The sequence below is a fragment of the Roseateles sp. AC306 genome (genome assembly GCF_979253795.1).
This window is the reverse complement of sequence record NZ_CEEDEB010000030.1, coordinates 1-22,109: the sequence shown is the minus strand read 5'-3', so window position 1 is coordinate 22,109 and position 22,109 is coordinate 1. Positions and strand designations below refer to the sequence as shown.

The window sequence follows — 22,109 nt, the reverse complement described above, 5'->3', positions numbered from 1 at the left end:
TGTGAAAGTAGGTCATCGTCAGGCTAGTTATTAAAGCCAACCCCCACCATTTGAAGATGGTGGGGGTTTCGCTTTTGCAGCGGCGAAATCGATCGTCAATGTGGGCTCTGCGTCAGCCCTAAAACAAGCCTACTCGCCGGCTGACTGCCAACGGTACCGCCCATCGCCACAAGACTTCGTAGTGGCAAGGTGCGCCGCCTCCAACGACGAGGACGAGTTCATCGCGAACCGACTCGATGGATTCCTTGATCTTTGGTGGCTTCTGGCGTTGGGGCACCGTGTAGCTCAGGGTGACGTGCGGAGCGTGTCTCCTACGCGATCATCAACTCCTTCGGCCACGAGAGCCCTTTGTACCGCAGCGAGCAACTCGGAAAAGCCGCGCGTGTTGCCCCTCGCCTTGAAGGACCAATGTTCTCCGTTGGCCACTATGCGATTCCAGGTCATGGCGACTGCCTGCGCCGATACCCGGTCGCCGGCACCAATCATCTTCTCGCGCGGACCGGGCGTATCTTCCTTCCAATGCCGGTCCGAAGGACATTGGTGCCAATTCGTCGGCATGAAGCGCCGGACCTAGCTGCCTTGGCACTCCATAGCGATCAACGATGACCCACGGCGTCCAGCACTGCCTGCGGCGGCATCGCCGTAAAAAGATCGCGCTGCCTAGCCACGGCATCACGGCGCCAGACTACCGCGAAGTGGATGAAAGGCCGATCGACGCTCTCCCACCGCCAAGCGTTGACCATGCGGGGCTTACCGCGCCAGACCACGCGACCACCAAGTCCGCCGTAGGAACTGGTGATACGGCTGACTTGCTAGGGAATGTGAGATCCCCTGCCTGTTCGCGCATCCCACCAGATCAACAGCGCGATTGCTCCGGCCACAAGCACACCCAGGCCGCTCAATGTTGTGCCAATCGGCACCGCAGCGGCTTCGCACCCCGCATACGCCGCCAGCATCCCCAATACGCACAGGTTCTCGTTGAAGCCCTGCACCGCGATGGACCTGCCGGCACTCAGCAGTGTGGCTCCCCGGTGCTGAAGCAGCGCGTTCAGCGGTACGACCATCGCCCCGCCCACCGCGCCGATCAATGCCAGCAGGCCGGCTGCCGCAGCGACGTCGTCGACCCGTGCGACGACCGGCATCAGCAGGCCCAGCATGACGCCTGCCCACAGCCCGTGGCGCGCCTGATGCAAGGCCAGCCATCGCCCAGCCGCGCCGGCGCCGACTATCACACCGATCGCGACGGCAGCCTGCAGATACGCGGCCTGGCTCAACGGCAGCGCCAGCACCTCTCCCGCCCAGCGCAGCAAAGCGAACTGCAGCGTCGCGCCAAGGCCCCAGAACAACGTCGTCGCCGCGAGTGACAGCCCACCCTGGCGATCGCGCCACAGCAGCCGGTTGGCCGTGCGGAACTCACGGAGCAACGTCAGCGGGTCGTGTGCCAGGCTGCGCTGGCGCCGGCCGCTGTCGGCAATGCCGGCGTTCAGCAGACTGCTCACGGCGTAAATTGCAAGCAGAGCTGCGAGCGAACCGGTCAGCTTGTCGGCGGGCAGGTCCAGGCTGTCGCAGATGTCCGCAAGACCCGAGCCCAGCCACACCGGGCTGACCAGTGCGCCGCCTAACACCGCGCCCAGTAACGCAGCAGAGACGACGCTGATCTCTATCCAGCCGTTGGCCTTGACCAGCGCCCCGGGCTCGGCAATCTCGGTGATGAGGCCGTACTTGGCCGGGGCGTAGGCGGCGGCGCCTACGCCCACCACGGCCAGCGCGGCAACTGGGTTCAAACCCAGCGCGAGCAGCGCGAGGCCGAGCATCTTCACGACGTTCATTGCCGCCATCACGCGGCCCTTGGCGAAGGCGTCGGCCAGCGGCCCAACCCAGGGCGCCAGCAGCACATAGGCAAGCATGAAGCCGAACTTCAGCAGCGGCGCCCACCAGGCGGCAAAGCCCTGCTGCATCAACAGGGCGATGGCGACGATGAGCATGGCGTTGTCGGCCAGCGCCGAGGCGAACTGTGCGCCGATGACGAGTCCGAAGCCGCGTGGAAGACGAGTCTGCCGCACGCTGAGGGAAGCGGCGGGAGCGGGGGCGGCGGTGGCGGTGGGCACGAGGACAGGACTGTGTAGACGCGCCGTGAAGCGCCAATGAAACGGCGGCACCTGACGGTTACAGCGTCAAACGCTGTATTTATATACAGTCGCTCGCATGGAAATTCAGGACAAGCTCGCCACTCTGGCGGACGCAGCCAAGTACGACGCCTCGTGCGCCAGCAGCGGCACCGAGAAGCGCGACTCACGCGATGGCAAGGGCATCGGCTCGACGAGCAACGGCATCTGCCACGCCTACACGCCGGACGGGCGCTGCGTGTCGCTGTTGAAGGTGCTGCTGACGAATTGGTGCGTGTACGACTGCCTGTACTGCATCAATCGCAAGTCCAGCGATGTGCGGCGCGCGCGCTTCGCCATAGACGAGGTGGTGCAGCTGACGCTCTCCTTCTATCGCCGCAACGTCATCGAGGGGCTGTTCCTGTCCAGCGGCATCATCCGCACGCCCGACTACACGATGGAGCAGGTCATCGAGGTGGCGCGGCGGTTGCGCGAGGAGGAGCATTTCAGGGGCTATATCCACCTGAAGACGATCCCCGATGCCAGCCCTGAGCTGGTGGAGCGTGCAGGCCGTTATGCCGACCGGTTGTCCATCAACGTCGAGTTGCCCAGCGCGGCCAGCCTCAAGGCGCTAGCGCCGGAGAAGAACGCGGACGGCATTGAGCGCACGATGTCGCGAATCCATCTGCGCCTGCAGGCGGCGAAGGAGGCGAAACGCGACGCTTCAGCCGTGCGTGCACTGCCCGGCGCAGCTGCGCGAGCCGCGAAGCTGCCGACGTTTGCGCCGGCCGGGCAGAGCACCCAGCTGATCGTGGGCGCCGACGCCTCCGACGACATCACAGTGCTGAAGCTTTCCAGCCGGCTCTACACGGGCCAGGGCCTGAGACGCGTCTATTACTCGGCCTACAGCCCCATCCCGCATGCGAGCAGCCAACTGCCTCCGCAGGCCGCGCCGCTGATGCGCGAGCACCGGCTCTACCAGGCCGACTGGTTGATGCGCTTCTACGGCTTTGCTGCTGACGAGATCGTCACCGAGGCCGGCTTCCTGTCGCTGCGCCACGACCCCAAGCTGGCCTGGGCGCTGGCTCACCCGGCCAGCTTCCCGCTCGACGTGGACCGGGCGCCGCGCGAGGCCTTGCTGCGCGTGCCCGGCCTGGGCGTCGGCTCAGTCGACAAGCTGCTGGCCGCCCGCCAGAGCCGCCGGCTGCGGCGGGTCGACCTGCTGGCGCTCGGGCCCGCCGTGAAGCGCGCGCTGCCCTTCCTCGTTGCGGTGGACCACCGACCGCGCGCGGCCGACGTGCAGCTGCTGACGCGCCCCGTGTCCCAGGCGAAGCAGGCGGCGCTGTTCTGATGAAGCTGCCACTGCGCTCTGCCGCAGACTGGCCCGGCTTTGCCGCGCAGCTGCCGGCGTTGCTGGCGGGCGATGCCGACTGGACACAGGAGGTTGGCGTTCAGGCCGCGTTGTTCGCCGCGCCGGCTGAATCAACCGCGCAAGGCTGGTATCCGCCCGACGGCTGGGACGACCTGGGCCGCCGCGTCGCCATGCATGCCGACGACGCCCGCTACGCCCGCCTGCTCGCCTTCGCCCGCCGGCTGCAGCGCGAACCCCGCCTGTGGGCCGACGTGCTCGACCCGGAGCGCCGCCGCCTGCAATCCCTGGCCAGGCAGGTCGACCGCGAGATCCACAAGATGCACGCCTTCGTGCGCTTCCGCGAGGTGGCCGACGAGCACGCGGCCGGTGGCCGGCGCCACGTCGCATGGTTCGAGCCCGCGCACCATGTGCTGCGCGCCGTGGCTCCGTTCTTCGTGAAGCGATTCGCCCAGCACCCCTGGGCCATCCTGACGCCGCGCGGCTGTCTGCATTGGGACGGCCAGCGCCTCACCGGCGCCGGCCCGGCCCGACGTGAAGACGCGCCTACGGAGGACGCAGGCGAAGCGCTGTGGCTGACCTATTACCGCAGCATCTTCAACCCTGCCCGGCTGAAGGTGGCCATGATGAAACGCGAAATGCCGGTGCGCTACTGGGCGCAGATGCCGGAGACGCGGCTCATCAGCGAGCTGGTGCGCGACGCGCCGAGGCGCGAGGCGAGGATGCTTGCGCAAGGCGATGGGGAGTGATCCGGCTTCAACTCCTGACGACCGCCTCGAACAGCAACGCCAACTGGCTTGCGATCAGCAGTTCCTGCCGCGTCCACGCCCGCGTCGCGCGGGCATCCACCAGCCACAGTGCGCCGGCCAGTTGTGCGCCGTCGTACAGCGGCACCTCGATGCGCGCCTCGGCCGCGCCGGACAAACTTGCCAGTTCGGCGTGGCAGGGGTGAAGGGCCGCGTCGGGCAGGGCCAGCGGCGTGCCGTGGCGGGTCAGCAGATCGACATAGCGTGGTTGCGCCTCCCGGCTCAGCCCGCCGTGGCCGAGCTGACCCAGCAAAGGCAGGCGGATGACGCTGGCCACGCCGAGGATGCGCGCGCTGGCGGCCTTCAGCTCTGACAGGGCCTCGGGCGGCGGCGCCTCGGCCAGACGCTGCCGTTGACCGAAGAGATGCAGCAGCAGCTCCTCGGGCGTGACCGGCGCGCCGGCGTCCTCGGCTGGCGGCGCGGCCAGCGTGACGCGCGCGGGCAGGCTCAGGCGTTCGATCTCGGATTGCAGGGCCAGGTGTTGCCAGAGGTGGTCCAGCGCGCCGGCCGCGTCACCCTCGGCCTGCAACAGCTCGGCCAGTTTCAAGTGCGCCTGGCGCGCCTGGGCGCGGGCCTGGATGCGCTGGGCCAGGGCCAGGCCGTGGCGGGTGGAGCGCACTGCGGCCGCGTTGTCCCCCCGGGCCAGTGCGATCTCGGTCCAGGTGCGGCTGGCGGCCGCCTCCAGCCAGGGATAGCCTTGGCGGGCGGCGATGTCCAGCGCCAGCCGGCAGTCGGCCACGGCCCAGTCCATGCGTTGCCGTGCCAGCGCCGCGCGGGCAAGGTGCCAATGCGCCTCGGCCTCGAAGACGCGGTGCATGCCACGCCGCGATGCCGCCAGGCCATGGCTGAAGTGGCGCTCGGCTGCCGGCAGGTCGCCCGTCTCGAAGCTGCCGACGCCGATGTTCAGCGCCAGCTTGGCGGCCAGATAGCTGTCGTCGCCATGGCTGCTGGCCTGCGCCAGCTGCTCGCCGGCGTCCCGCATCTGGCGCAGGCCGCGTGCCCAGTCGGCCTGGGCGTAGTGGATCTGCCCCAGGCCGATGCGGGCGGCGACGGCGGTCTGCAGATGGCCGCTGACCTCCGACATGTCCAGCGCCCGCGACCACTGTTCGCTGGCGAGCTGGTACTCGCCTTGTTGATAGGCGATGCGCCCCAATGCCTCGCAGACACGCGCCGCCTGCACCGGAAAATGCCCCGCCGCAGCCAGCGCACCGGCCTGCTCCAGCGCCGGCAGCAGTTCCAGCGCACGGCCGCGCGGCTCCAGCAGGCCGAAGCGGGCGTAGAGGGCGTCCGCGCCGACAGCCGTGTCACCGGTGGCAAAGGCCTGGGCGCTCAGGCGCTCCAGCAGGCGGTCGGCTGCGGCAGGGTGGCGGTGGGCCACGCGGGCGATGCGGCCCAGCAAGGTGGCCAGTGCGTCGCTGGCGGCGGGTTGGAGAGTGAACACGGCGGAGACTGGCTAAGAGCTGGAGCAGGTTGGTTTCACACTGGTATTCTTGTTCATTCGAGAGTCCCGCCAGCGTGTCAAACGCTCAGCGCAACATCTGCTTGAGCGGCCATAGACCAGTTTAAAACCAATTGACGGCAACACTCGTTGGTATTAGAGTGGTATCGACTGAATCCCGTCGACCATGCCGCTTGCTCTCAATCCCTCTTTGGTGACTTCTCACGACTCCGGCCGGCCTGCCCGCTGGTGCGTGGGGATCGACGGCGGTGGCACCAGCACGCGCGCCGTCGTCGCGGATGCCGACGGCCAGATGCTGGGCCGAGGCGAGTCCGGGGCTTCGGCGCTTAACCAGGGCATTGAACAAGCCTGGCGGCATATTGCCGAGGCCGTCCATCGCGCCAGTGTGCCGGGTCTCCAGCTGCGGGATTGTGCGCTGGGCCTGGGGCTGTCCGGCACCGGCGTGCCGGCGCAATTGCAGGCCTTCGTCGCAGCCAACCCAGGCGTTGCGCGCTTCTCACTGATCACCGACGGCTTCGCGGGCTTGCTGGGCGCCCATGGCGGCCAGCCCGGTGCGCTGCTCATCTCTGGCACGGGGTCCGTGGCAGAAGCGTTGCTGGAAGACGGCTCGCACCGCATGACCGGCGGCTGGGGCTGGCAGATCGGCGACGAGGGCAGTGGCGCCTGGCTGGGCCAGCAGGCGATGAAGATGGCCCAGGCCGCTTTCGACGGCCGTGCGCCGCGCGGCGCGCTGGCTGACAGCGTTTACGCGGTCACCGGCGGCAGCCGCAAGGAACTGCTGGCCTTCTGTGCCCAGGCGGGGCAGGGCGGCTATGCCAGCCTTGCCCGCCTCGTCTTCGAGGCCGAGGCGCGCGACTCCGCCGCTGCTGCCCTGCTCGACGCCGCTGCGCGCGCACTGGACGCGCTCGCCACCGCCCTTCATCCCACCCTGCCGCTGGCCCTGGCCGGCAGCATCGCGCTGCGCCTCAGCGACCGCCTCGGCCCGGCTCTGCAGTCCCGCCGTGTCGAGCCCCGGGGCGATGCCGTTGCCGGCGCGCTCTGGTTGATCCAACAACGAGAGACAAACTTCGCATGAGTGCAGTTTTCGACTTCAAGGCTGACCCCAATGCGGCCTCGCCGCTCTATATGCAGCTGGCGCAAGGCTTGGCCCAGGCCATCCGGGACGGCATCTTCCACGCCGACGAGGCGCTGCCCTCCGAGCGCGTGCTGGCCGAGCAGCTGGCGCTGTCGCGCGTCACCGCTCGCAAGGCCATAGACCGGCTCGTCGAGCAGGGGCTGATCATCCGCAAGCGCGGCTCGGGCAACTACATCGCGCCCAAGCTGGAGCAGCCGTTGACGCGCCTGACCAGCTTCTCGGAAGAGCTGCACCAGCGCGGCTTCGTGCCCAGCTCGCGCTGGCTGCTGCGCGGCTTCACGCCAGCGGCGCCCGACGAGCAACTCTCGCTGGAACTGAAGAGCGGTGAGCGCGTCGCACGCCTGGAGCGGCTGCGCCTGGCGGATGCCGTCGTCATGGCCTATGAGGTGTCGGTGCTGCCGCAGTCGGCGCTGCCTGACCCGCAGAAGGTCGAGGCCTCGCTGTACACCCACCTTGGCGACCGTGCCCCCGTGCGCGCGCTGCAGCACATCCGCGCGCTGAACGCCGACGCCAAGCTGGCCGGTCTGTTGGAAGTGCCGTTAGGAGCGGCGGTGCTCTTCATCACCCGCGTGGGCTATCTCGCGTCGGGCCAGGCGGTGGAGCTGACGCATTCCTACTGCCGCAGCGACTACTACGACTTTGTCGCCGAGATGCGCCGAGACTGATGAAGCTCCGACTCGAAGGCGACATCGTCACGCCGCACGGCGTGATCGCCGGCTATCTGGATATCGCTGACGGCCGCATCGCGGTCGTTGGCGGCGCGCCCATTGACGCGGCGCGTGCCGGCGAGGGCGGCCGGCCCATCCTGCTGCCCGGCTTCATCGACACCCATGTGCACGGCGGCGGTGGCCGCGACACGATGGAAGGCGGCGACGCGATCGCGACGATTGCCCGCCGCCATGCCCGCCACGGCACGACGGCGTTGCTGGCGACGACGATGACGGCGCCGGTCGGCGACATCGAGGCCGCGTTGAAGGTACTGGGACCCGTCTGCCGCGAACGCGGTGTGCAGTCGGCGCGCGTGCTCGGCGTGCATCTCGAGGGCCCCTACATCAATCCCGACCGCCTCGGTGCCCAGCCCGCGCACGCCATCCCCGCAACGCTGGCCGAGGTACAGCGGCTGGGCGAATTCGCGCCCATCAAGGTGCTGACCATCGCGCCCGAGATGACCGGCCACCTCGCGCTGATCGGCCCGCTGCGAGACGCCGGCATCCGCGTGCAGATCGGCCACAGCGCCGGCACGTTCGACGACGGCGTGGCCGCGCTCAAAGCCGGCGCGGCTGGCTTCACCCACCTGTTCAATGCCATGACGGGCCTGCATCACCGCGAGCCCGGCATGGTGGGCGCGGCACTGGCTTTTGGCCAGCATGCCGAGCTGATCCCGGACCTCTTGCACGTTCACCCCGGCGCCATCCGCGTCGCGCTGCGCTGCATCCCCGGCCTGTTCTGCGTGACCGACTCGACTGCCGCTGCCGGCATGCCCGATGGCGAGTACCGCCTGGGCGAATACACGGTGCAGAAGTGCCTCGGCGGTGTGCGCCTGGCCGATGGCACCTTGGCCGGCAGCGCCCTGACCATGGACCAGGCCCTGCGCAATCTCGTGCAGGTGCTGGGGCTGGACTTGGTGGACGCGACGCGGCGCGTGTCGACAGCGGCGGCCGAATACCTGGGCCTGCCCGACCGCGGGCGCCTGGCCGCCGGTGCGTGGGCGGATGTGGTCGTGATGGATGCCGGGCTTCAGCTGCGGCGCGTGTTTGTAGAAGGTGAAGAGATCGATGTCGTCGCTGATGCTTGAAGAGGCGCTGAGTGCGCCTGACGTGGTGGCCCGCCAACTGGCGGCCGACCCGTTGAGTTACGCCCGTCTGGGCCAGGCCCTGCAGGAGGTGCCGCCCACCAGCGTGCTGACGATTGCGCGCGGCAGCTCCGACCATGCGGCCCATTACCTGGCCTATCTCGTCATGGCGCGGCTGGGCCGGCTGGTCACTTCGCTGCCGATGTCTCTGATCACGCTCTACCAGAGCCGCATCCACTGCGAGGGCCTGCTGTCGCTGGCCTTCTCCCAGTCGGGCCAGAGCCCCGACCTGATCGCGCCGACGACCTTCTTCCGTGACGGCGGCGCGCGCACGGTGGCCTTTGTCAACGCCAGCGGCTCGCCTCTGGCAGCCGCCGCAGAGCATGTCTTCGAACTGCACGCCGGCCCCGAGAAGAGCGTGGCCGCGACCAAGAGCTACATCGCCCAGCTGGTGGCTGGCGCGCGCGTCGTGGCCGCCTGGCAGCAGGACGACGCACTGCGCGCGGCGCTCAACGTGCTGCCCGTCGCACTGGAGCAGGCGAGCAAGCTCGACTGGACCGCCGCGCTGCCGGTGCTGCAAGGCGCCGAGCGTCTGTTCGTGCTGGGCCGCGGCACGGGCCTGGCCGTGGCGATGGAAGCGGCGCTCAAGCTGAAGGAAACCTGCGGCATCCAGGCCGAAGCCTTCTCGGGCGCCGAGGTCAAGCACGGCCCGATGGCGCTGGTGCGCGACGGCTATCCGCTGCTCGTCTTCGCGCCGCGCGGCCCGGCCCAGGCCGGCCTGCTGGCCATCGCCGAAGAGATGCGCTCACGCGGCGGTCGCGTGCTGCTGGCTGCCCCGATCGGCACGCCGGGCGCCGAGCTGCCGCTGGCGACGACGGGCAACGAGGACCTCGACCCCATCGCCCTCGTGCAGAGCTTCTATCCCATGGTCGAGGCGCTGGCGCGCGCACGGGGCTTCAACCCCGACGTGCCGCCCAACCTCGCCAAGGTCACCAAAACACACTGAGCACGACGACGATGAGCACCTTCGACCCTGGCCGTCTCGTGATGGTCGACATTCCTGGCCAGTCTCTGGACGCGGAGACGGCCAGCTTCCTGCGTGAGCAGAAGATCCGCTCCGTCTGCCTGTTCCGCAAGAACATCGGCAGCGAGGAGGAGGTGAAGGCGCTGATGCGCGACCTCATCGAGGTGCTCGGCCCGGAGGCGCTGATCGGCATCGACCAGGAGGGTGGCGCCGTCGTCCGAGTGACCTTCCTGCCGCAGCCGCCGTCGGCGATGGCGCTCGGTGCCAGCGGTGACGCTGATCGCGCCGAGGCCGTCGGTGCGGCGGTGGCGCGCGGGCTCAAGTCGCTCGGCATCAACTGGAACTTCGCGCCGGTGCTGGACGTCAACAACAACCCGTCCAACCCGGTCATCGGCGAACGCAGCTTCTCCAACGATCCCGTCGAGGTGAGTCGCCTTGCGGCCGCATGGATGCGCGGCTCGTTGAAAGAAGGCGTGGCCTGCTGCGTGAAGCACTTCCCCGGCCACGGCGACACGCATGTCGATTCGCACCACGCCCTGCCCACCGTCGACAAGAGCCGCGCCGAGCTGAACGCGCTGGAGCTGGCGCCGTTCAAGGCACTGGCGTCGCAGGCGCCGGCCATGATGACGGCCCACATCGTCTACCCGCAGATCGACCCCGACCGGCCGGCGACACTGTCGCCGCAGCTCATCGGCGGCATCCTGCGCCAGGACTGGGGCTATGACGGCGTCGTCATCACCGACGCGCTGATGATGAAGGCCGTGGCCGAACGCTTCGGTTATGCCAAGAGCGCCGTCATGGCCATCGAGGCCGGCGCGGACATGGTGCTGGCGCAAGGCTCGCTAACCGAGCAACTCGTCGCCATCAATGCGTTGCGCCAGGCCTTTGACAGCGGCCGGCTGACGCCCGCGCAGGGCGAGACGGCCAACCGCAGGCTGGACTCGCTGGCCGCCGCCTACCCGGCCCGTGCCGTGGACGACAGCGCTGCTCGCGCGGCCGACCATGCGCTGATGGCCGAGGCCTGGGCCGCCGGACTGACCGCGCTGCGCGGCGCCAGGCCGCCGGCGCTGGATGCGCCCATCCGCGTCATCGTGCAGGGAGACGTGCCGACCGACATGGTGTCCGAGGCCGGCCCCACCGGTCGCCAGGCCGTCGCGCTGTTCGATGGCTTTGCCGATGCCCAGGTGCAGATGGTCGACGACATCGCCCAACTGGACTGGACGCGCGTGCCCAAGGACGGCCGCGTCAACATCCTCGTGTCCACTCGGCGGGCCCGTTATGGCCTGGCCGCGAGCGAGTGGCGGCCCGACCTGCATCTGTCGCTGTGGAACCCCTACCAGGCGCTGGACGTGGCCGGCCCGACGGTGCTGACCTGGGGCTTCTCGGCCGGGGCCCTGGCGGGCTTGAAGTCATGGCTCGAAGGACGTTCCCAAGCCGCTGGCCGCGCGCCGCAAGGACTGCAGTGATGGAAACGAAATCGCCGATGCGCTGGATCCCCAGCCTCTACTTCGTGCAGGGGCTGCAGTTCTTCGTCGTCATGCTGATCGCCGGCCTGATGTTCAAGCAGATGGGTGTGGCCAACGACCAGATCGCGCGCTGGACCGGCCTCATCGGCCTGGCCTGGGCCTTCAAGCCGCTGTGGAGCCCGCTGGTGGAGCTGGCGCGCAGCAAGAAGATGGTTGTCGTGGCCATGCAGTTCAGCGGCGCCGTCGGTTTGGGCCTGTTGGCACTGGCGCTGCAGGCCAGCAACTTCTTTGCGCTCAGCATTGCCGTGCTGTTCTTCCTGGCCTATGCCTCGGCCACGCATGACATCGCCTGCGACGGCCTCTACATGGGCGCGCTCGACGAGAAGCGCCAGGCCGCCTACGCGGGCTGGCAGGGCGCCTTCTTCAATGCCTCCAAGTTCCTGACGCTGGGTGGCCTGATGGTGCTGGCCGGGCGGCTGGAGACGGGCATGGGCGTGTTCAACGCCTGGAGCCTGATCTTCGCGCTGCTGGCCGGCCTGCTGGCGCTGCTGGCGGCCTGGAACGCCAAGGCGCTGCCCAACCCGCAGCGCGTGTCCAGCGAGCCCGTCAAGCTGGCCGAGATCGTGGCCGACTTCCTGAAGAAACCCGGCATCTGGAAGATGGTGATCTTCATCGTGCTGTTCCGCCTCGCCGAAGGTCAGGTGCAGACCATCGGCCCGCTCTTCCTCATCGAGGCGCGCGACAAGGGCGGCCTGGGCCTGACGGGGGAACAGGTCGGCGGCGTCTACGGCACGGTGGGCACGGCGGCGTTTCTCGTCGGCTCCATCCTCGGTGGCTACTTCACGTCGTGGCTGTCGCTGAAGCGTGCCATGCCCATCCTGGTGCTGATGATGGCCGTGCCTAACGCCGTGTTCTGGGGCCTGAGCCTGGCGTTGCCGACATCGATCTGGACCATAGGCGCGGCCGTGGGCCTGGAGATGTTCGGCTACGGCTTCGGCTTTGTCGGCATGATCCTGTACATCATGCAGGTCGTGGCGCCGGGCCGTTTCCAGACGGCGCATTACGCGCTCGGTTCTGGCGTCATGCAGCTGGGCTTCATCCTCAGCAAGACCATCAGCGGCGACGTGCAAATCGCGATGGGCTACCAGCACTTCTTCCTGTGGACGCTGGTCTGCGGCGCGCCGGCTCTGCTGTTGTTGCTGTGGGTGCCGATGCAGCGCACGAGCATGCCCGCAGAGGCGGTGCCCGCATGAACGCCGCCGTTGCCCTGCTGGCGCTGGCTGCGACGCCCGCATTCGCTACTGGCGAGTTCTTCGACGACTTCTCGCAAACGGACCTTGTTGCCCTGCGCGCCAGCGGTTGGGTGCTGCGCGACGGCACCGGCCACCCCGGGCTGCCTGGCGCGCGCTTCTCGCCGAGCCAGCTCACGCTTGAAGGCGGCCTGCTGAAGTTGAAGCTGTCCACTGACGGCACACCCGCCAACACCACGCTCGCCCAGCTCTGCGCGGCGCGCAAGTTCCTCATCGGCACGACGTCGGCGCGGGTGCGGCTGCGCGACACGCCGGGCTCGCGCGATCCCATCATCCAGAGCCTCTACCTGGCCAGCCCGCTCAAGCACGACTACGACCCCGACTTCAGCGAGGTCGACTTTGAATACCTGCCGCACGGCGGCTGGGGTGAGCCCGGCACCCGGCTCTACGGCGTGAGCTGGCAGACCGTGCGCATCGACCCGTGGCAGTCGTTCAACCAGGCGTCCATCCTGCCGGGTTCCTTCGATGGCTGGCAACTGCTGACCGTTCAGGTCGAGGCGACGCGCACGCGCCACTACGTCAATGGCCAGCTGATCGGCGAGCACACCGGCCGCAATGTGCCGGCCAAGCCGATGGCGATCAGCTTCAACCACTGGATCTCCGCCGGGGCCGTGGCCGGTGCCCCGCGCGACTACCAGTTCGACGTCGACTGGGTCCTCCACCAGGCCGGCCAGACCCTGAGCCCGGATGCCATGCAGGCCCGCGCGGAGGCACTGCGCAAGCAGGGCGTGGCGCGCCAAGACACCGTGCCCGACCTGGGCCTGACGAGCGAGTGCAATCTATGAAGAAACTCCTGATCGCCGCGCTGGCGCTGGCGGCCTCCTTGGCACAGGCCCAGGCGCCTGTCGTCGGCACCTACATCCTGGCCGAGCGCGGCGTTGGCGTCGTCGAGCAACTCAAGCCCGGCCGCGTCACGCACATCCTCTACGCCTTCCTGCTGATCTGCGGCGAAGGCCAGCGCAAGGAGGAGGCGTCGGCCTGTGCCGGCAAGCCCGGCTTCAGCATTGCGCCGCATGCTGATCAGGACATCTTCTCCGCCGCCTTCCAGCGCCTGAAGTCGCGTGACCCGAAGGTGCAGGTGCTGGCCTCGGTGGGCGGCTGGGGCGGCTCGGACCCGTTCTTCCATCTCGCCGCCACGGCGGCGGGCCGCGCCGCCTTCGTGAAGTCGGCGACCGAATGGCTGCGCGCCCACCCGGGGTTCGACGGCCTGGACATCGACTGGGAACACCCCGGCAACAACGGTGCTTCCAACGGCGTGCAGCTGGGCAGCCCCGCCGACGGGGAGCACTTCGTGCAACTGCTGCAAGACCTGCGCGCGGGCCTGGACCTGCTGGGCCGCGAAACGAGCAAGCACTACGCGCTGACCGTCGCCATCAACACGACCAAGGAACAGCTGGTGCGCATGCCCATGGCACGTGCCGCCCAGTCGCTGGACCTCGTCTTCATGATGACCTACGACTTCGCCGGCCCCTGGACGAAGAAGGCCGCCAACCACACCGCGCTGCGCAGCGCCAAACCTGGCGACGAGAGCCTGGAACTGTCGGTCGCCAACCTGAAGGCAGAGGGCGTGCCTGCGGCCAAGATGGTGGCCGGTGTGGCCATGTATGGCCGCGGCTTCGACGGCGTGAAGGCGGACGGCAGCTATTCCAAGCCCTGGCCCAACGCCGACGGTTCGGTTGCCTTCAAGGACGTGGCCGCGCTGAAGGCCCAGGGCCTGAAGCCGCGCTACGACAAGCCCAACCAGTCCTGGGCCATGGTGGGCAACGGCAGGTTCGTCGGCTACGACGACCCCCGCGCCGTGCGTGCCAAGGTCGCGTTCGTGAGAAAGGCCGGCCTGGCGGGCGTGTTTGCCTGGGAGCTGAGCCAGGACAACGGCGAGATACTGGACGCCATGAACACGCTGCACGCCACCCAGCCGTGAGCCAGATCAGGCGCATCGCCTCGGTGGATGCGTTGCGCGGCCTGACGGTCGCGGCCATGCTGCTGGTCAACAACCCCGGCGACTGGGGCCATGTCTACGCGCCGCTGCTGCATGCGCCCTGGCACGGCTGCACGCCGACCGACCTGGTCTTTCCGTTCTTCCTCTTCATCGTCGGCGTGTCCACGGCGCTGGGCATCGTGCCGCGCGTGGAGGGCGGCGCCGTGCCGGGGCCGCTGTTTGCGGCCATCGTGCAGCGTGGCTTGCGCATCTTCGTGCTGGGTGTGGTGCTGAGTGCGCTGGCCTGGTGGCTGTTGAACAGGCCGGAGTTCCGTCTGATGGGCGTGCTGCAGCGCATCGGCATCTGCTTCATCGCCGTGGGCTTGGTGGCAGTGCAGTTGCGCGCGCGTGGGCAGTGGGTGCTGCTGATCGTGCTGTTGGCCGGCTACGGTGCGCTGCTGCAGTTGGGCGGCGGCACGCTGGAGAAGGTGGGCAGCCTTCAGCAGCGCATCGACACCGCCGTGCTGGGCCGTTTCGCCTATGAGTGGAACCCGCAGACCCGCATCGGCTTCGACCCCGAGGGGCTGCTCTCCACACTGGGGGCGCTGGCCACCACCGTCTTCGGCCTGCTCTGCGGCGGCCTGCTGCGCCGCGACCAGCCGCGCGCCCTGCTGCTGACGGGCGTGGCGGCGGCGATGGTGGGCTGGTGGTGGTCCACATGGCTGCCTTTGAACAAGGCGCTGTGGACGCCGACCTTCGTGCTCTGGACCGGCGGCCTGGCGGCGGTGGCGCTGGCCGCCGCGCATGGCTGGGTGGACCGCCTCGGTCAGCACGCTCTGGGCCGTTCCTTCGGGCTGAACGCCATCACCGCTTATGCCGGGGCCTGGGTCTGCACCGTGCTGCTGGCGAAGACGGGCTGGATGACCTGGCTCTACCCGACCGTGTTCGGGCCGGTGGGCGCCAAGTTCGGCTTGAAGGCGCAGTCGCTGGCGTTCGCGCTCGCCTTCGTCGCTGTGTGGGCGCTCATCGTCTGGGCGCTGCACCGGCGGCGCTGGTACTGGAAGGTTTGAGCCTGTACGACACCCGACCGAGGCAACCGCAGAACCATGCAGCCGATGAAGGAAGTTGATGGCATCACCCGCGAGCGCTTCCAGCGCGAGGTGGTGCCGGGCTACGAGCCGGTGGTGCTGCGCGGCGTGGTGGCGCATTGGCCTTTGGTGGCGCAGGGCCGTGCCGGCCTGGAGCCCTGCCTGCAGTACCTGATGGGTTTCGACGGCGGTCAGCCGGTGGATGCCGTGCTCGCCAAGCCCGAGCCCGCGCGGGCCTTCAGCTACGCGCCCGGCCTGGACGGCTTCAACTTCATGCGCGACAAGCGGCCCTACGCCGCCCTGTTCGAACAGCTCTGGCGCTACAGCCACTTCCCCGACCCACCGAGCCTTGCCGCGCAAAGCGCGTTGGTGTCAGAGGCCTTGCCGGGCCTGGAGCAGGCCAACGTGCTGCCGCTGCTGGATGCTGCTGTGCCGCCGCGCATCTGGATCGGCAATCGGGCCACGGTGCCCGCGCATTTCGACGATTCCCACAACATCGCCTGCGTGACAGCCGGGCGGCGCCGCTTCACGCTGCTGCCGCCGCAATGCGCGCCGCAGCTGTATCTCGGCCCGCCGGACTACGCGCCGACGCCGGCGCCCATGTCCGTCGTACCTGATCTGCACCGGGCCGATCCGGCGCAATTCCCGCTCGTGCGCGAGGCGCTGACGCGGGCCGTGGTGGCAGAGTTGGAGCCGGGGGATGCGATCTACATCCCGCCGCTGTGGTTCCACCAGGTCGAAGCGCTGGCGCCGCACTTGAACATCCTGATGAATTTCTGGTGGCGACCGCTGGCAGCGCCGGGTCGCCCCGATGACTTGCACCTGGCCGCCATGCGGCTGGCCATGCTGGCCTTGCGCCACCTGCCGGACGGCGAGCGCGAAGGCTGGCGTGCGCTGTTCGGGCACTACGTGTTCGGCGCGCGGGGTGAGGCACTGGCACACATCCCCGAGGGTCAGCGCCATCTGTTCGGCGATGTCGACGCGGCGCGTGACGCGGAGGTCCGCAAGGACCTCACGGACCGCTTGAAGCCCTGAGAGGGCGCTTGGCTCACCAGAGGTAGAGCTGCAAGGTCTTGTCGCCCACACGCGGCGGGATGTTGGCGAGCAGTTCGCGGTGATCCGGAAAGTTCAACGCGCTGCGCTCGATGAAGTCGTCGACCGTTTCCACCGCGTGCCGCGCCTGGTGCGCGGTCGGCGGCTGCAGGTCCCGCGCGTCCGGGAAGACGCCCATGCCAGCCAGCAGCGCGTACCAGGACACGGTGGGGTAGCCCAGCCCGAAGCGGCCCGCCTTGAGGCCGGCGACCAGGGGCTTGCGCGACATCCACGTCATCAGCACGCCTTGCAGGGAGTCCGACAGGCGCATGTTCTCGGCGTTCTCGCGCCAGTAGTCGGTGTCGGTGCGTGAATTGGTCTTGTAGTGCGCCACGATGTAGTCGCGAGTGTTCTCGAAGCGCACGCGCATGGCCTCGTTGAAGGCCTCCTGCGAGGCAGGGCCGATGTCGCCCTTTTCAAGCACCTCCACCAGCATCGCGGCCGTGCGCTGCACGAACAGCAGGGCCGTGGCCTCCAAAGGCTCGATGAAGCCTTGCGACAGTCCCACGGCCACGCAGTTGCGATGCCATTGCTTGCTCATGCGGCCGACGCGCATCTTCAGGTGCCGGGCCGGCGTGTCCGCGTCCAGCAGGCCCAGGTGCTGGCGCAGCTCGGTCTCGGCCTTATCCGCCGAGCAATGCGCGCTGCTGTAGACGTAGCCGTTGCCGTGGCGGTTGGTGAGCGGGATCTTCCAAGCCCAGCCGTGGCGCAGCGCGGTGGAAACGGTCTGCGACGCGATCGGGCCTTCCAGCGGCGTCGGCATCGCAATGGCGGCGTCGTTGAAGAGGTTCTCGGCATAGGGAATGAAAGGCGTCTGCAGCGCCTGGCCGATCAGCAGCGAGGAGAAGCCGGTGCAGTCGACGAAGAAGTCAGCCGCCAGCGTCTCGCCGTCGTCGAGCCGCAGCCGGTCGATGTCGCCGCGCTCGTTCAGCAGCACCTGCGTGACATGGCGCTGCAGATGCTGCACGCCGCGCGCCACCGCTTTGCGGCCGAGAAATTGGCCCAGCAAGGTGGCGTCGAAGTGATAGCCGTACCAGACGTCGAACGGGAAATTCGCATGCGGGCGAGGCCCCCGGCCCTGCCGCGCCAGCGCGGCAGCGACGAAGAAGCGGTCCGGGTGGGCGTGCACGTCTGCGCCGGCCAGCCGCTCATGCACGTTGTCGACGAACTGGTGCATGGTCAGGTTGTCCAGCATCGACGCGAACGGGTGGAAGTAGCGCTCGAAGCCGGGCTTTGTGGACCAGTTTTCGAAGGTGATGCCGCTCTTGTAGGTGGCGTTGCAGGCCGGCATCCATTCGGATTCCTCGATGCCCAGGCCCTCGAAGAAGCCACGCAGCCACGGCGTCGAGCCTTCGCCCACGCCGATGATGCCGACCTGGGGTGACTCGAGCACCGTCACCCTCAGGCGAGGGCCGTAGGCCGAGGTGGCGAGCATCAGCGCCGTCATCCAGCCCGCCGTGCCGCCACCCACCACGCAGACATGCCGCACCGGCGGTGGCGCCCCCGCGGAGCCGCCGGCAGCGCGCGGCGCGATGTGCTGGTTGAAGATCGTGGCGGTGTCGGTCATGAGGCGGGCTGAATGAAAAAAGGGGAACGTGTTGCCACGCTCCCCTTCGATTTTGTTCACCTGCGGCGCCTGCTGGAACCCGAGGGTTCCAGCAGAGCCCACGGGCATCAGAACTTGACGCGGGCGGTCAGGTAGAACTGGCGGCCGTTCTTGTAGATGCCGCGCGGCTGCACTTCCGACGCGTAGTACTTCAGCTTCGGGTCGTTCAGGTTCTGCGCGTCAAGGGCCACGGAGAAGTTGTCGTTGAACTTGTAGCCCAGCGATGCCGACAGCACGCCGCCTGCCTTCTGGAAGTAGTCGGTGGCACGGTCCGTGCCGATGAAGATGTCATCGGTGTAGCTGTAGTTCACACGGGCGGAGAAATGGTCGTTCTCGAAGAAGCCGCCAATCGTGGCCGAGTTCTTGACGTTGCCGCGCAGCACGTGTCCGTCCTCGTCATGACCGTCCGTGAAGGTGTAGTTCGCGCTGACGCCGAAGTTGCTGGCAATCGGTGTCTCGAACGCGAACTCCAGACCCGTCACGGAAGCCTTCTTGTTGGTCAGGCTGGTGATGAGGAACTGGCGGTTCGCCACGGCCAGGGGTGCGTCCGGTGCGTTCGTGGCGGGGATCAGGGCCGGGTAGGTCCCTGTGAAGGTGCCGTTCGTGATGTAGGAGCCCAGGTTCATGTGGAAAGCGCCCATCGATACGAAGGCACGAGGCGCGAAGTACCACTCGATGTTGGCATCGAAGTTGGTCGAGCGGATCGGCTTCAGGTCGGGGAAACCGGCTGTACCGCTGCCAATGGCGGTGTTGTTGCCATACATGTTGGACGTGTTCAACGACGTGTAGGCGGACAGCGCCGTGTAGTCGGCACGGGTCAGCGTGCGGCTCAGGCCCAGGCGCGCCACGACGTTCGGCGTCACCTCCAGGCGCACGCTGGCGCTGGGCAGCAGGTCGGTGTAGGTCTTGCTGGCGGAGGTTTCGAGGAAGTTGCCGAACAGGGATGAGAAGGACGCAGTCTCCCCGGGCAGGGTCGAGCGGAAGGCGCCCGACGACTGCTTCGTGCGCACCGCGCGCAGGCCCACGTTGCCGCTCCAGCCGTTGCCTTCCAGGTTCCCCTGGAGGTAGGCGGCGGTCGAGGTTTCCTTCACGTTGTACTCACCGCCGTCGAACGGTGACCGACGGGCGACCGGATCGCGGTTGGTGAAGGTGTCGTTGTAGGCAGCCAGCGCGTCCGCCGGGATGAAGGAGATGTTGGTGGGGAAGCTGCCGCCCAGGCCGCTGCCGAAGTTGCCCGGATAGCTGCTGCTCGCGGCCGGCACGCTCGTGTTCCATGCGCCCTTCGGACCTTGGCTGATGGTCGGGTCGGTGTAGCGCTTGTGCTCGGCGGTGCGCACACCGAACTTCAGGCTGCGCAACATGCCGCTGTCCAGCGTGTATTCGCCGTCCACCTGCGCCCAGTCCTCCTTGTCATGCACGATGGTGTGCTGGTTGCCGAAGATCCAGTCGGCAGCGCGGGTGGGGGACGTGAAGCTGAAAGAGGGCGCGGAATCGACGCCGTTGAGCTTGTAGCTCGACTGGGTCGTCTCGATGCGCTCTTCAAGCACATCCTGGCGAAGCGTCTGGCCTTTGCCCTTGGAGCTGCCTGCGTTGACTTTCAGCTCCAGTGAACTGTTCACCTTCCAGGTGCCGTCCAGGCTCACGTAGCCCGTTTCGGCGGATGCCTTGCGCGAGATCTGGTCGTAGTAGCCGGAAGCTGAGGGCGCAGCCCAGTTGAACGTCGCGCTGGTCAGCGTCTTGACGCCCTTGCTGTCGGTCGCAATCGAATAGTTCGAGATGGTGGCGTTGTTGATCAGGCCAGCGCGCGGCGCGATCAGGTAGTTGCGGTTGTAGTTGTCCGCATCCATCTTGGACGAGAAGCCCGTCAGCGTGATGTCCACGTCCTGGTTGGGTTTGAACTGGGCGCGGACCAGGCCGCCCTTGCGCTCTCGCTCCTGGGTGAAGTAAGCCGCGCCGACCAGGTCCGGCGTGTAGACACCAGCCAGTTCGGGATGCGCCGCGATCAGCGTGGGAGCATTCGCAGCGGTCAGCTGGTTGATGTAACCGAGCGCTTCCACGCCGTCACGACGCAGGCTGCGCTTTTCCGAGAAGGCCTGAACCAGAAGACCGAACGTCTTGGAATCGTTCTTCCAGTTCAACAGGGCGTTGATTTGCGGATCGGTCTTCTTCGGCAGGCTGGCATACACGGCGCCCAGGCCTGCTTCAAAGGTCAGCGCCTTGGAGAATTCGAGCGGCTTGCGGGTGATGATGTTCACCGAGCCGGCCGTGCCACCTTCAACGAGCGAGGCTTCCGAGCTCTTGCGCACTTCCACGCGGCTCACCAGTTCCGACGGCAGCAGTGAGAAGCTCACGCTGCGGCCGACGCCGGCGCCAGTCTGGTCCAGCACGAACCAGTCACCATTGGCGATGCCGTGGCCGTCCACCAGCGTCTGCGTCAGGCTGGGGTTGGTGCCACGCAGGCCAACACGGTCGCGCTCATCGAAACCACCGGAGCCGCCGGCAGGGCTGTTCAGGATGGTGACGCCGGGGATGCGGGCCAGCGAGTCGGCCACGTTCTTGTCAGGCATCTTGCCGATGTCTTCGGCCGAAATGACATCGATGTGGGCATCGGCATTGCGCTTGACGCTCAGCGACTTCTCTTGCGAGGCGCGGATGCCGGTCACCGTGACCGTGTCCAGCTGCTGGTTGGGCGCGGGCGTCTGCTGCGCCATTGCGGCACCGCCGGCACTGAGCAGGGCGATGAGCACCGCTTGCGAAATGGGAGTCTGCTTGACCTTCATATAAGTTCCTCGGGTGGCCTGTGAAGTCGGGGCGGTGGTCATGACGACGGTTAGATTGCATACCACCTGGAGTCCGGTTGCGGGCCATCTGTTGACCGAGGCCTGTACAACCAGTGTGACGCCAATGTATCAAGCGATAACGCCACTTTGCTACCAGTATGAACCGGGTGGTTTCCCGAGGTTGTGCTTGCAGAACACTGTTTCACAGGGGCGCGCCCCTGTGAAAGCGGTCTATCGGACGCAAAATTATTTGGTATCTGATTGGCCTTGTTCGGCGGCTTGCTGTTGCGTTCTGGCGACGATGCGCCCGGCGGCGCGAGTCGGAACGCGTCGGCATCCGGTCGGCTGGGAGCCGAGTGGACTTGCTTTGGTGTTAGTGCTGCGGCACTGCCGCCCGCTGCAAGCGTCAGCGTTTGCGTGCGAGCGTGGGGCTGGCAGGTGTTCCGAGGCGATGCCTTCGGTACGCAACCCTCAGCTGGCTCACGCGAAGCGCTTCGGTTGCGCCCATGCAGCCCTGTGCTATAGTTGCGGGCTTGCCTCAGGAGGGGTGGCCGAGTGGTTAAAGGCAGCAGACTGTAAATCTGCCCGCATAGCGTACGCTGGTTCGAATCCAGCCTCCTCCACCAAACGGGCAAGTGAAGTAGGGCTCCCAGGGCGGGAGTAGTTCAATGGTAGAACCTTAGCCTTCCAAGCTAATGACACGGGTTCGATTCCCGTTTCCCGCTCCATTCCAGGGGCGCTTGGTCGGCAGCGTCGACACCGGTTTGCCGGTCAGTTCATCTGGCGTCAAACCCGTGCCGATGCCCTTGTGGCTCAGTGGTAGAGCACTCCCTTGGTAAGGGAGAGGTCACGCGTTCGATCCGCGTCAAGGGCACCACAGGTTTTCTCTTTTTCTACTCGTTTCAACGGGTTCGCCTCAGGAGCGCAAGATGGCAAAAGGCAAGTTTGAACGGACCAAGCCGCACGTCAATGTGGGCACGATCGGTCACGTTGACCACGGCAAGACGACGCTGACGGCAGCGATCGCGACCGTGCTGTCCAAGAAGTTCGGCGGCGAGGCCAAGGCCTACGACCAGATCGATGCAGCGCCCGAAGAAAAGGCCCGCGGCATCACGATCAACACCGCCCACGTCGAGTACGAGACGGCCAACCGCCACTA

17 protein-coding genes and 3 tRNA genes are annotated in these 22,109 nt (G+C 67.6%); 16 read left to right on the top strand and 4 right to left on the bottom strand.

Annotation, left to right across the window (positions count from 1 at the left end):
- Nucleotides 1-812 precede the first annotated feature (812 nt).
- Nucleotides 813-2,108 (bottom strand): lysophospholipid transporter LplT, encoded by a 1,296-nt coding sequence (gene lplT / locus AC0IZJ_RS27950; RefSeq protein WP_471855494.1) that lies wholly within the window; start codon nt 2,106-2,108, stop codon nt 813-815.
- Between the two features lie 97 nt (nt 2,109-2,205).
- Between lplT and AC0IZJ_RS27945 the strand changes: the two genes are divergently transcribed.
- Both AC0IZJ_RS27945 and AC0IZJ_RS27940 read left to right on the top strand, forming a co-directional pair.
- The gene (locus AC0IZJ_RS27945; RefSeq protein WP_471855492.1) at nt 2,206-3,456 is read left to right on the top strand and encodes a putative DNA modification/repair radical SAM protein; all 1,251 of its coding nucleotides are present in this window, start codon (nt 2,206-2,208) and stop codon (nt 3,454-3,456) included.
- Entirely contained in the window at nt 3,456-4,223 is a 768-nt protein-coding gene (locus AC0IZJ_RS27940) for a TIGR03915 family putative DNA repair protein (protein ID WP_471855490.1), read from the top strand. The genes AC0IZJ_RS27945 and AC0IZJ_RS27940 overlap by 1 nt, the downstream gene beginning before the upstream one ends.
- Nucleotides 4,224-4,230: 7 nt before the next feature.
- Here AC0IZJ_RS27940 and AC0IZJ_RS27935 read toward each other — a convergent pair whose 3' ends face one another.
- Nucleotides 4,231-5,721, bottom strand: coding sequence for an ATP-binding protein (locus tag AC0IZJ_RS27935; RefSeq protein ID WP_471855488.1), 1,491 nt, complete (start codon nt 5,719-5,721; stop codon nt 4,231-4,233).
- 211 nt (nt 5,722-5,932) lie between these two features.
- Here AC0IZJ_RS27935 and AC0IZJ_RS27930 point away from each other — a divergent pair, with 211 nt between their 5' ends.
- Genes AC0IZJ_RS27930 through AC0IZJ_RS27885 form a run of 10 tightly spaced genes read left to right on the top strand, consistent with a single transcriptional unit; the run spans nt 5,933 to nt 16,507 of the window.
- Nucleotides 5,933-6,814 (top strand): glucosamine kinase nucleotide-binding domain-containing protein, encoded by an 882-nt coding sequence (locus tag AC0IZJ_RS27930; protein ID WP_471855486.1) that lies wholly within the window; start codon nt 5,933-5,935, stop codon nt 6,812-6,814.
- Nucleotides 6,811-7,539: a GntR family transcriptional regulator gene (locus AC0IZJ_RS27925; protein ID WP_471855484.1), complete on the top strand. Its 729-nt coding sequence runs from the start codon at nt 6,811-6,813 to the stop codon at nt 7,537-7,539. Before AC0IZJ_RS27930 ends, AC0IZJ_RS27925 begins: the two co-directional genes overlap by 4 nt.
- Entirely contained in the window at nt 7,539-8,669 is a 1,131-nt protein-coding gene (gene nagA / locus AC0IZJ_RS27920; protein ID WP_471855483.1) for an N-acetylglucosamine-6-phosphate deacetylase, read from the top strand. Before AC0IZJ_RS27925 ends, nagA begins: the two co-directional genes overlap by 1 nt.
- Nucleotides 8,650-9,672 carry an SIS domain-containing protein gene (locus AC0IZJ_RS27915; RefSeq protein WP_471855481.1) on the top strand — a complete coding sequence of 341 codons (1,023 nt, stop codon included), beginning with the start codon at nt 8,650-8,652 and terminating at the stop codon, nt 9,670-9,672. The genes nagA and AC0IZJ_RS27915 overlap by 20 nt, the downstream gene beginning before the upstream one ends.
- A gap of 11 nt (nt 9,673-9,683) precedes the next feature.
- Nucleotides 9,684-11,156, top strand: a complete 1,473-nt coding sequence (gene nagZ, locus AC0IZJ_RS27910) for a beta-N-acetylhexosaminidase (RefSeq protein WP_471855479.1) — start codon at nt 9,684-9,686, stop codon at nt 11,154-11,156.
- Nucleotides 11,156-12,409: an MFS transporter gene (locus AC0IZJ_RS27905; RefSeq protein ID WP_471855478.1), complete on the top strand. Its 1,254-nt coding sequence runs from the start codon at nt 11,156-11,158 to the stop codon at nt 12,407-12,409. Before nagZ ends, AC0IZJ_RS27905 begins: the two co-directional genes overlap by 1 nt.
- Nucleotides 12,406-13,251 carry a glycoside hydrolase family 16 protein gene (locus tag AC0IZJ_RS27900; protein ID WP_471855477.1) on the top strand — a complete coding sequence of 282 codons (846 nt, stop codon included), beginning with the start codon at nt 12,406-12,408 and terminating at the stop codon, nt 13,249-13,251. The genes AC0IZJ_RS27905 and AC0IZJ_RS27900 overlap by 4 nt, the downstream gene beginning before the upstream one ends.
- Nucleotides 13,248-14,387 carry a glycoside hydrolase family 18 protein gene (locus tag AC0IZJ_RS27895; protein WP_471855475.1) on the top strand — a complete coding sequence of 380 codons (1,140 nt, stop codon included), beginning with the start codon at nt 13,248-13,250 and terminating at the stop codon, nt 14,385-14,387. Before AC0IZJ_RS27900 ends, AC0IZJ_RS27895 begins: the two co-directional genes overlap by 4 nt.
- Nucleotides 14,384-15,454: an acyltransferase family protein gene (locus AC0IZJ_RS27890; protein WP_471855473.1), complete on the top strand. Its 1,071-nt coding sequence runs from the start codon at nt 14,384-14,386 to the stop codon at nt 15,452-15,454. The genes AC0IZJ_RS27895 and AC0IZJ_RS27890 overlap by 4 nt, the downstream gene beginning before the upstream one ends.
- 45 nt (nt 15,455-15,499) lie before the next feature.
- A complete protein-coding gene (locus AC0IZJ_RS27885) occupies nt 15,500-16,507 on the top strand; it encodes a cupin-like domain-containing protein (RefSeq protein WP_471855471.1) in 1,008 nt (335 codons plus the stop codon).
- Nucleotides 16,508-16,520: 13 nt separating this feature from the next.
- Here AC0IZJ_RS27885 and AC0IZJ_RS27880 read toward each other — a convergent pair whose 3' ends face one another.
- Nucleotides 16,521-18,131, bottom strand: a complete 1,611-nt coding sequence (locus tag AC0IZJ_RS27880; RefSeq protein ID WP_471855470.1) for a tryptophan halogenase family protein — start codon at nt 18,129-18,131, stop codon at nt 16,521-16,523.
- Nucleotides 18,132-18,238: 107 nt separating this feature from the next.
- Nucleotides 18,239-20,950 carry a TonB-dependent receptor gene (locus AC0IZJ_RS27875; RefSeq protein WP_471855468.1) on the bottom strand — a complete coding sequence of 904 codons (2,712 nt, stop codon included), beginning with the start codon at nt 20,948-20,950 and terminating at the stop codon, nt 18,239-18,241.
- A 541-nt stretch (nt 20,951-21,491) separates the two neighbouring features.
- Here AC0IZJ_RS27875 and AC0IZJ_RS27870 point away from each other — a divergent pair.
- From AC0IZJ_RS27870 to AC0IZJ_RS27855, 4 genes are all read left to right on the top strand, one after another.
- Nucleotides 21,492-21,576: transfer RNA gene (locus AC0IZJ_RS27870), tRNA-Tyr, on the top strand.
- A 28-nt stretch (nt 21,577-21,604) separates the two neighbouring features.
- Nucleotides 21,605-21,678 (top strand) — tRNA-Gly (locus AC0IZJ_RS27865).
- Between the two features lie 74 nt (nt 21,679-21,752).
- Nucleotides 21,753-21,827, top strand: a tRNA-Thr gene (locus tag AC0IZJ_RS27860).
- Nucleotides 21,828-21,879: 52 nt separating this feature from the next.
- Nucleotides 21,880-22,109 (top strand): GTP-binding protein (locus AC0IZJ_RS27855; RefSeq protein ID WP_471855466.1); only part of this gene is annotated, 230 nt, incomplete at its 3' end.

What these genes read in the sequence shown, in the direction of transcription:
- AC0IZJ_RS27940 (WP_471855490.1), top strand. Translation starts at nt 3,456, where the DNA reads ATGAAGCTGCCACTGCGCTCTGCCGCAGACTGGCCCGGCTTTGCCGCG.
- nagZ (WP_471855479.1), top strand. Translation starts at nt 9,684, where the DNA reads ATGAGCACCTTCGACCCTGGCCGTCTCGTGATGGTCGACATTCCTGGC.
- AC0IZJ_RS27915 (WP_471855481.1), top strand. Translation starts at nt 8,650, where the DNA reads ATGTCGTCGCTGATGCTTGAAGAGGCGCTGAGTGCGCCTGACGTGGTG.
- AC0IZJ_RS27875 (WP_471855468.1), bottom strand. Translation starts at nt 20,950, where the DNA reads ATGAAGGTCAAGCAGACTCCCATTTCGCAAGCGGTGCTCATCGCCCTG.
- nagA (WP_471855483.1), top strand. Translation starts at nt 7,539, where the DNA reads ATGAAGCTCCGACTCGAAGGCGACATCGTCACGCCGCACGGCGTGATC.
- AC0IZJ_RS27905 (WP_471855478.1), top strand. Translation starts at nt 11,156, where the DNA reads ATGGAAACGAAATCGCCGATGCGCTGGATCCCCAGCCTCTACTTCGTG.
- AC0IZJ_RS27895 (WP_471855475.1), top strand. Translation starts at nt 13,248, where the DNA reads ATGAAGAAACTCCTGATCGCCGCGCTGGCGCTGGCGGCCTCCTTGGCA.
- AC0IZJ_RS27880 (WP_471855470.1), bottom strand. Translation starts at nt 18,131, where the DNA reads ATGACCGACACCGCCACGATCTTCAACCAGCACATCGCGCCGCGCGCT.
- AC0IZJ_RS27945 (WP_471855492.1), top strand. Translation starts at nt 2,206, where the DNA reads ATGGAAATTCAGGACAAGCTCGCCACTCTGGCGGACGCAGCCAAGTAC.
- AC0IZJ_RS27900 (WP_471855477.1), top strand. Translation starts at nt 12,406, where the DNA reads ATGAACGCCGCCGTTGCCCTGCTGGCGCTGGCTGCGACGCCCGCATTC.
- AC0IZJ_RS27885 (WP_471855471.1), top strand. Translation starts at nt 15,500, where the DNA reads ATGAAGGAAGTTGATGGCATCACCCGCGAGCGCTTCCAGCGCGAGGTG.
- AC0IZJ_RS27925 (WP_471855484.1), top strand. Translation starts at nt 6,811, where the DNA reads ATGAGTGCAGTTTTCGACTTCAAGGCTGACCCCAATGCGGCCTCGCCG.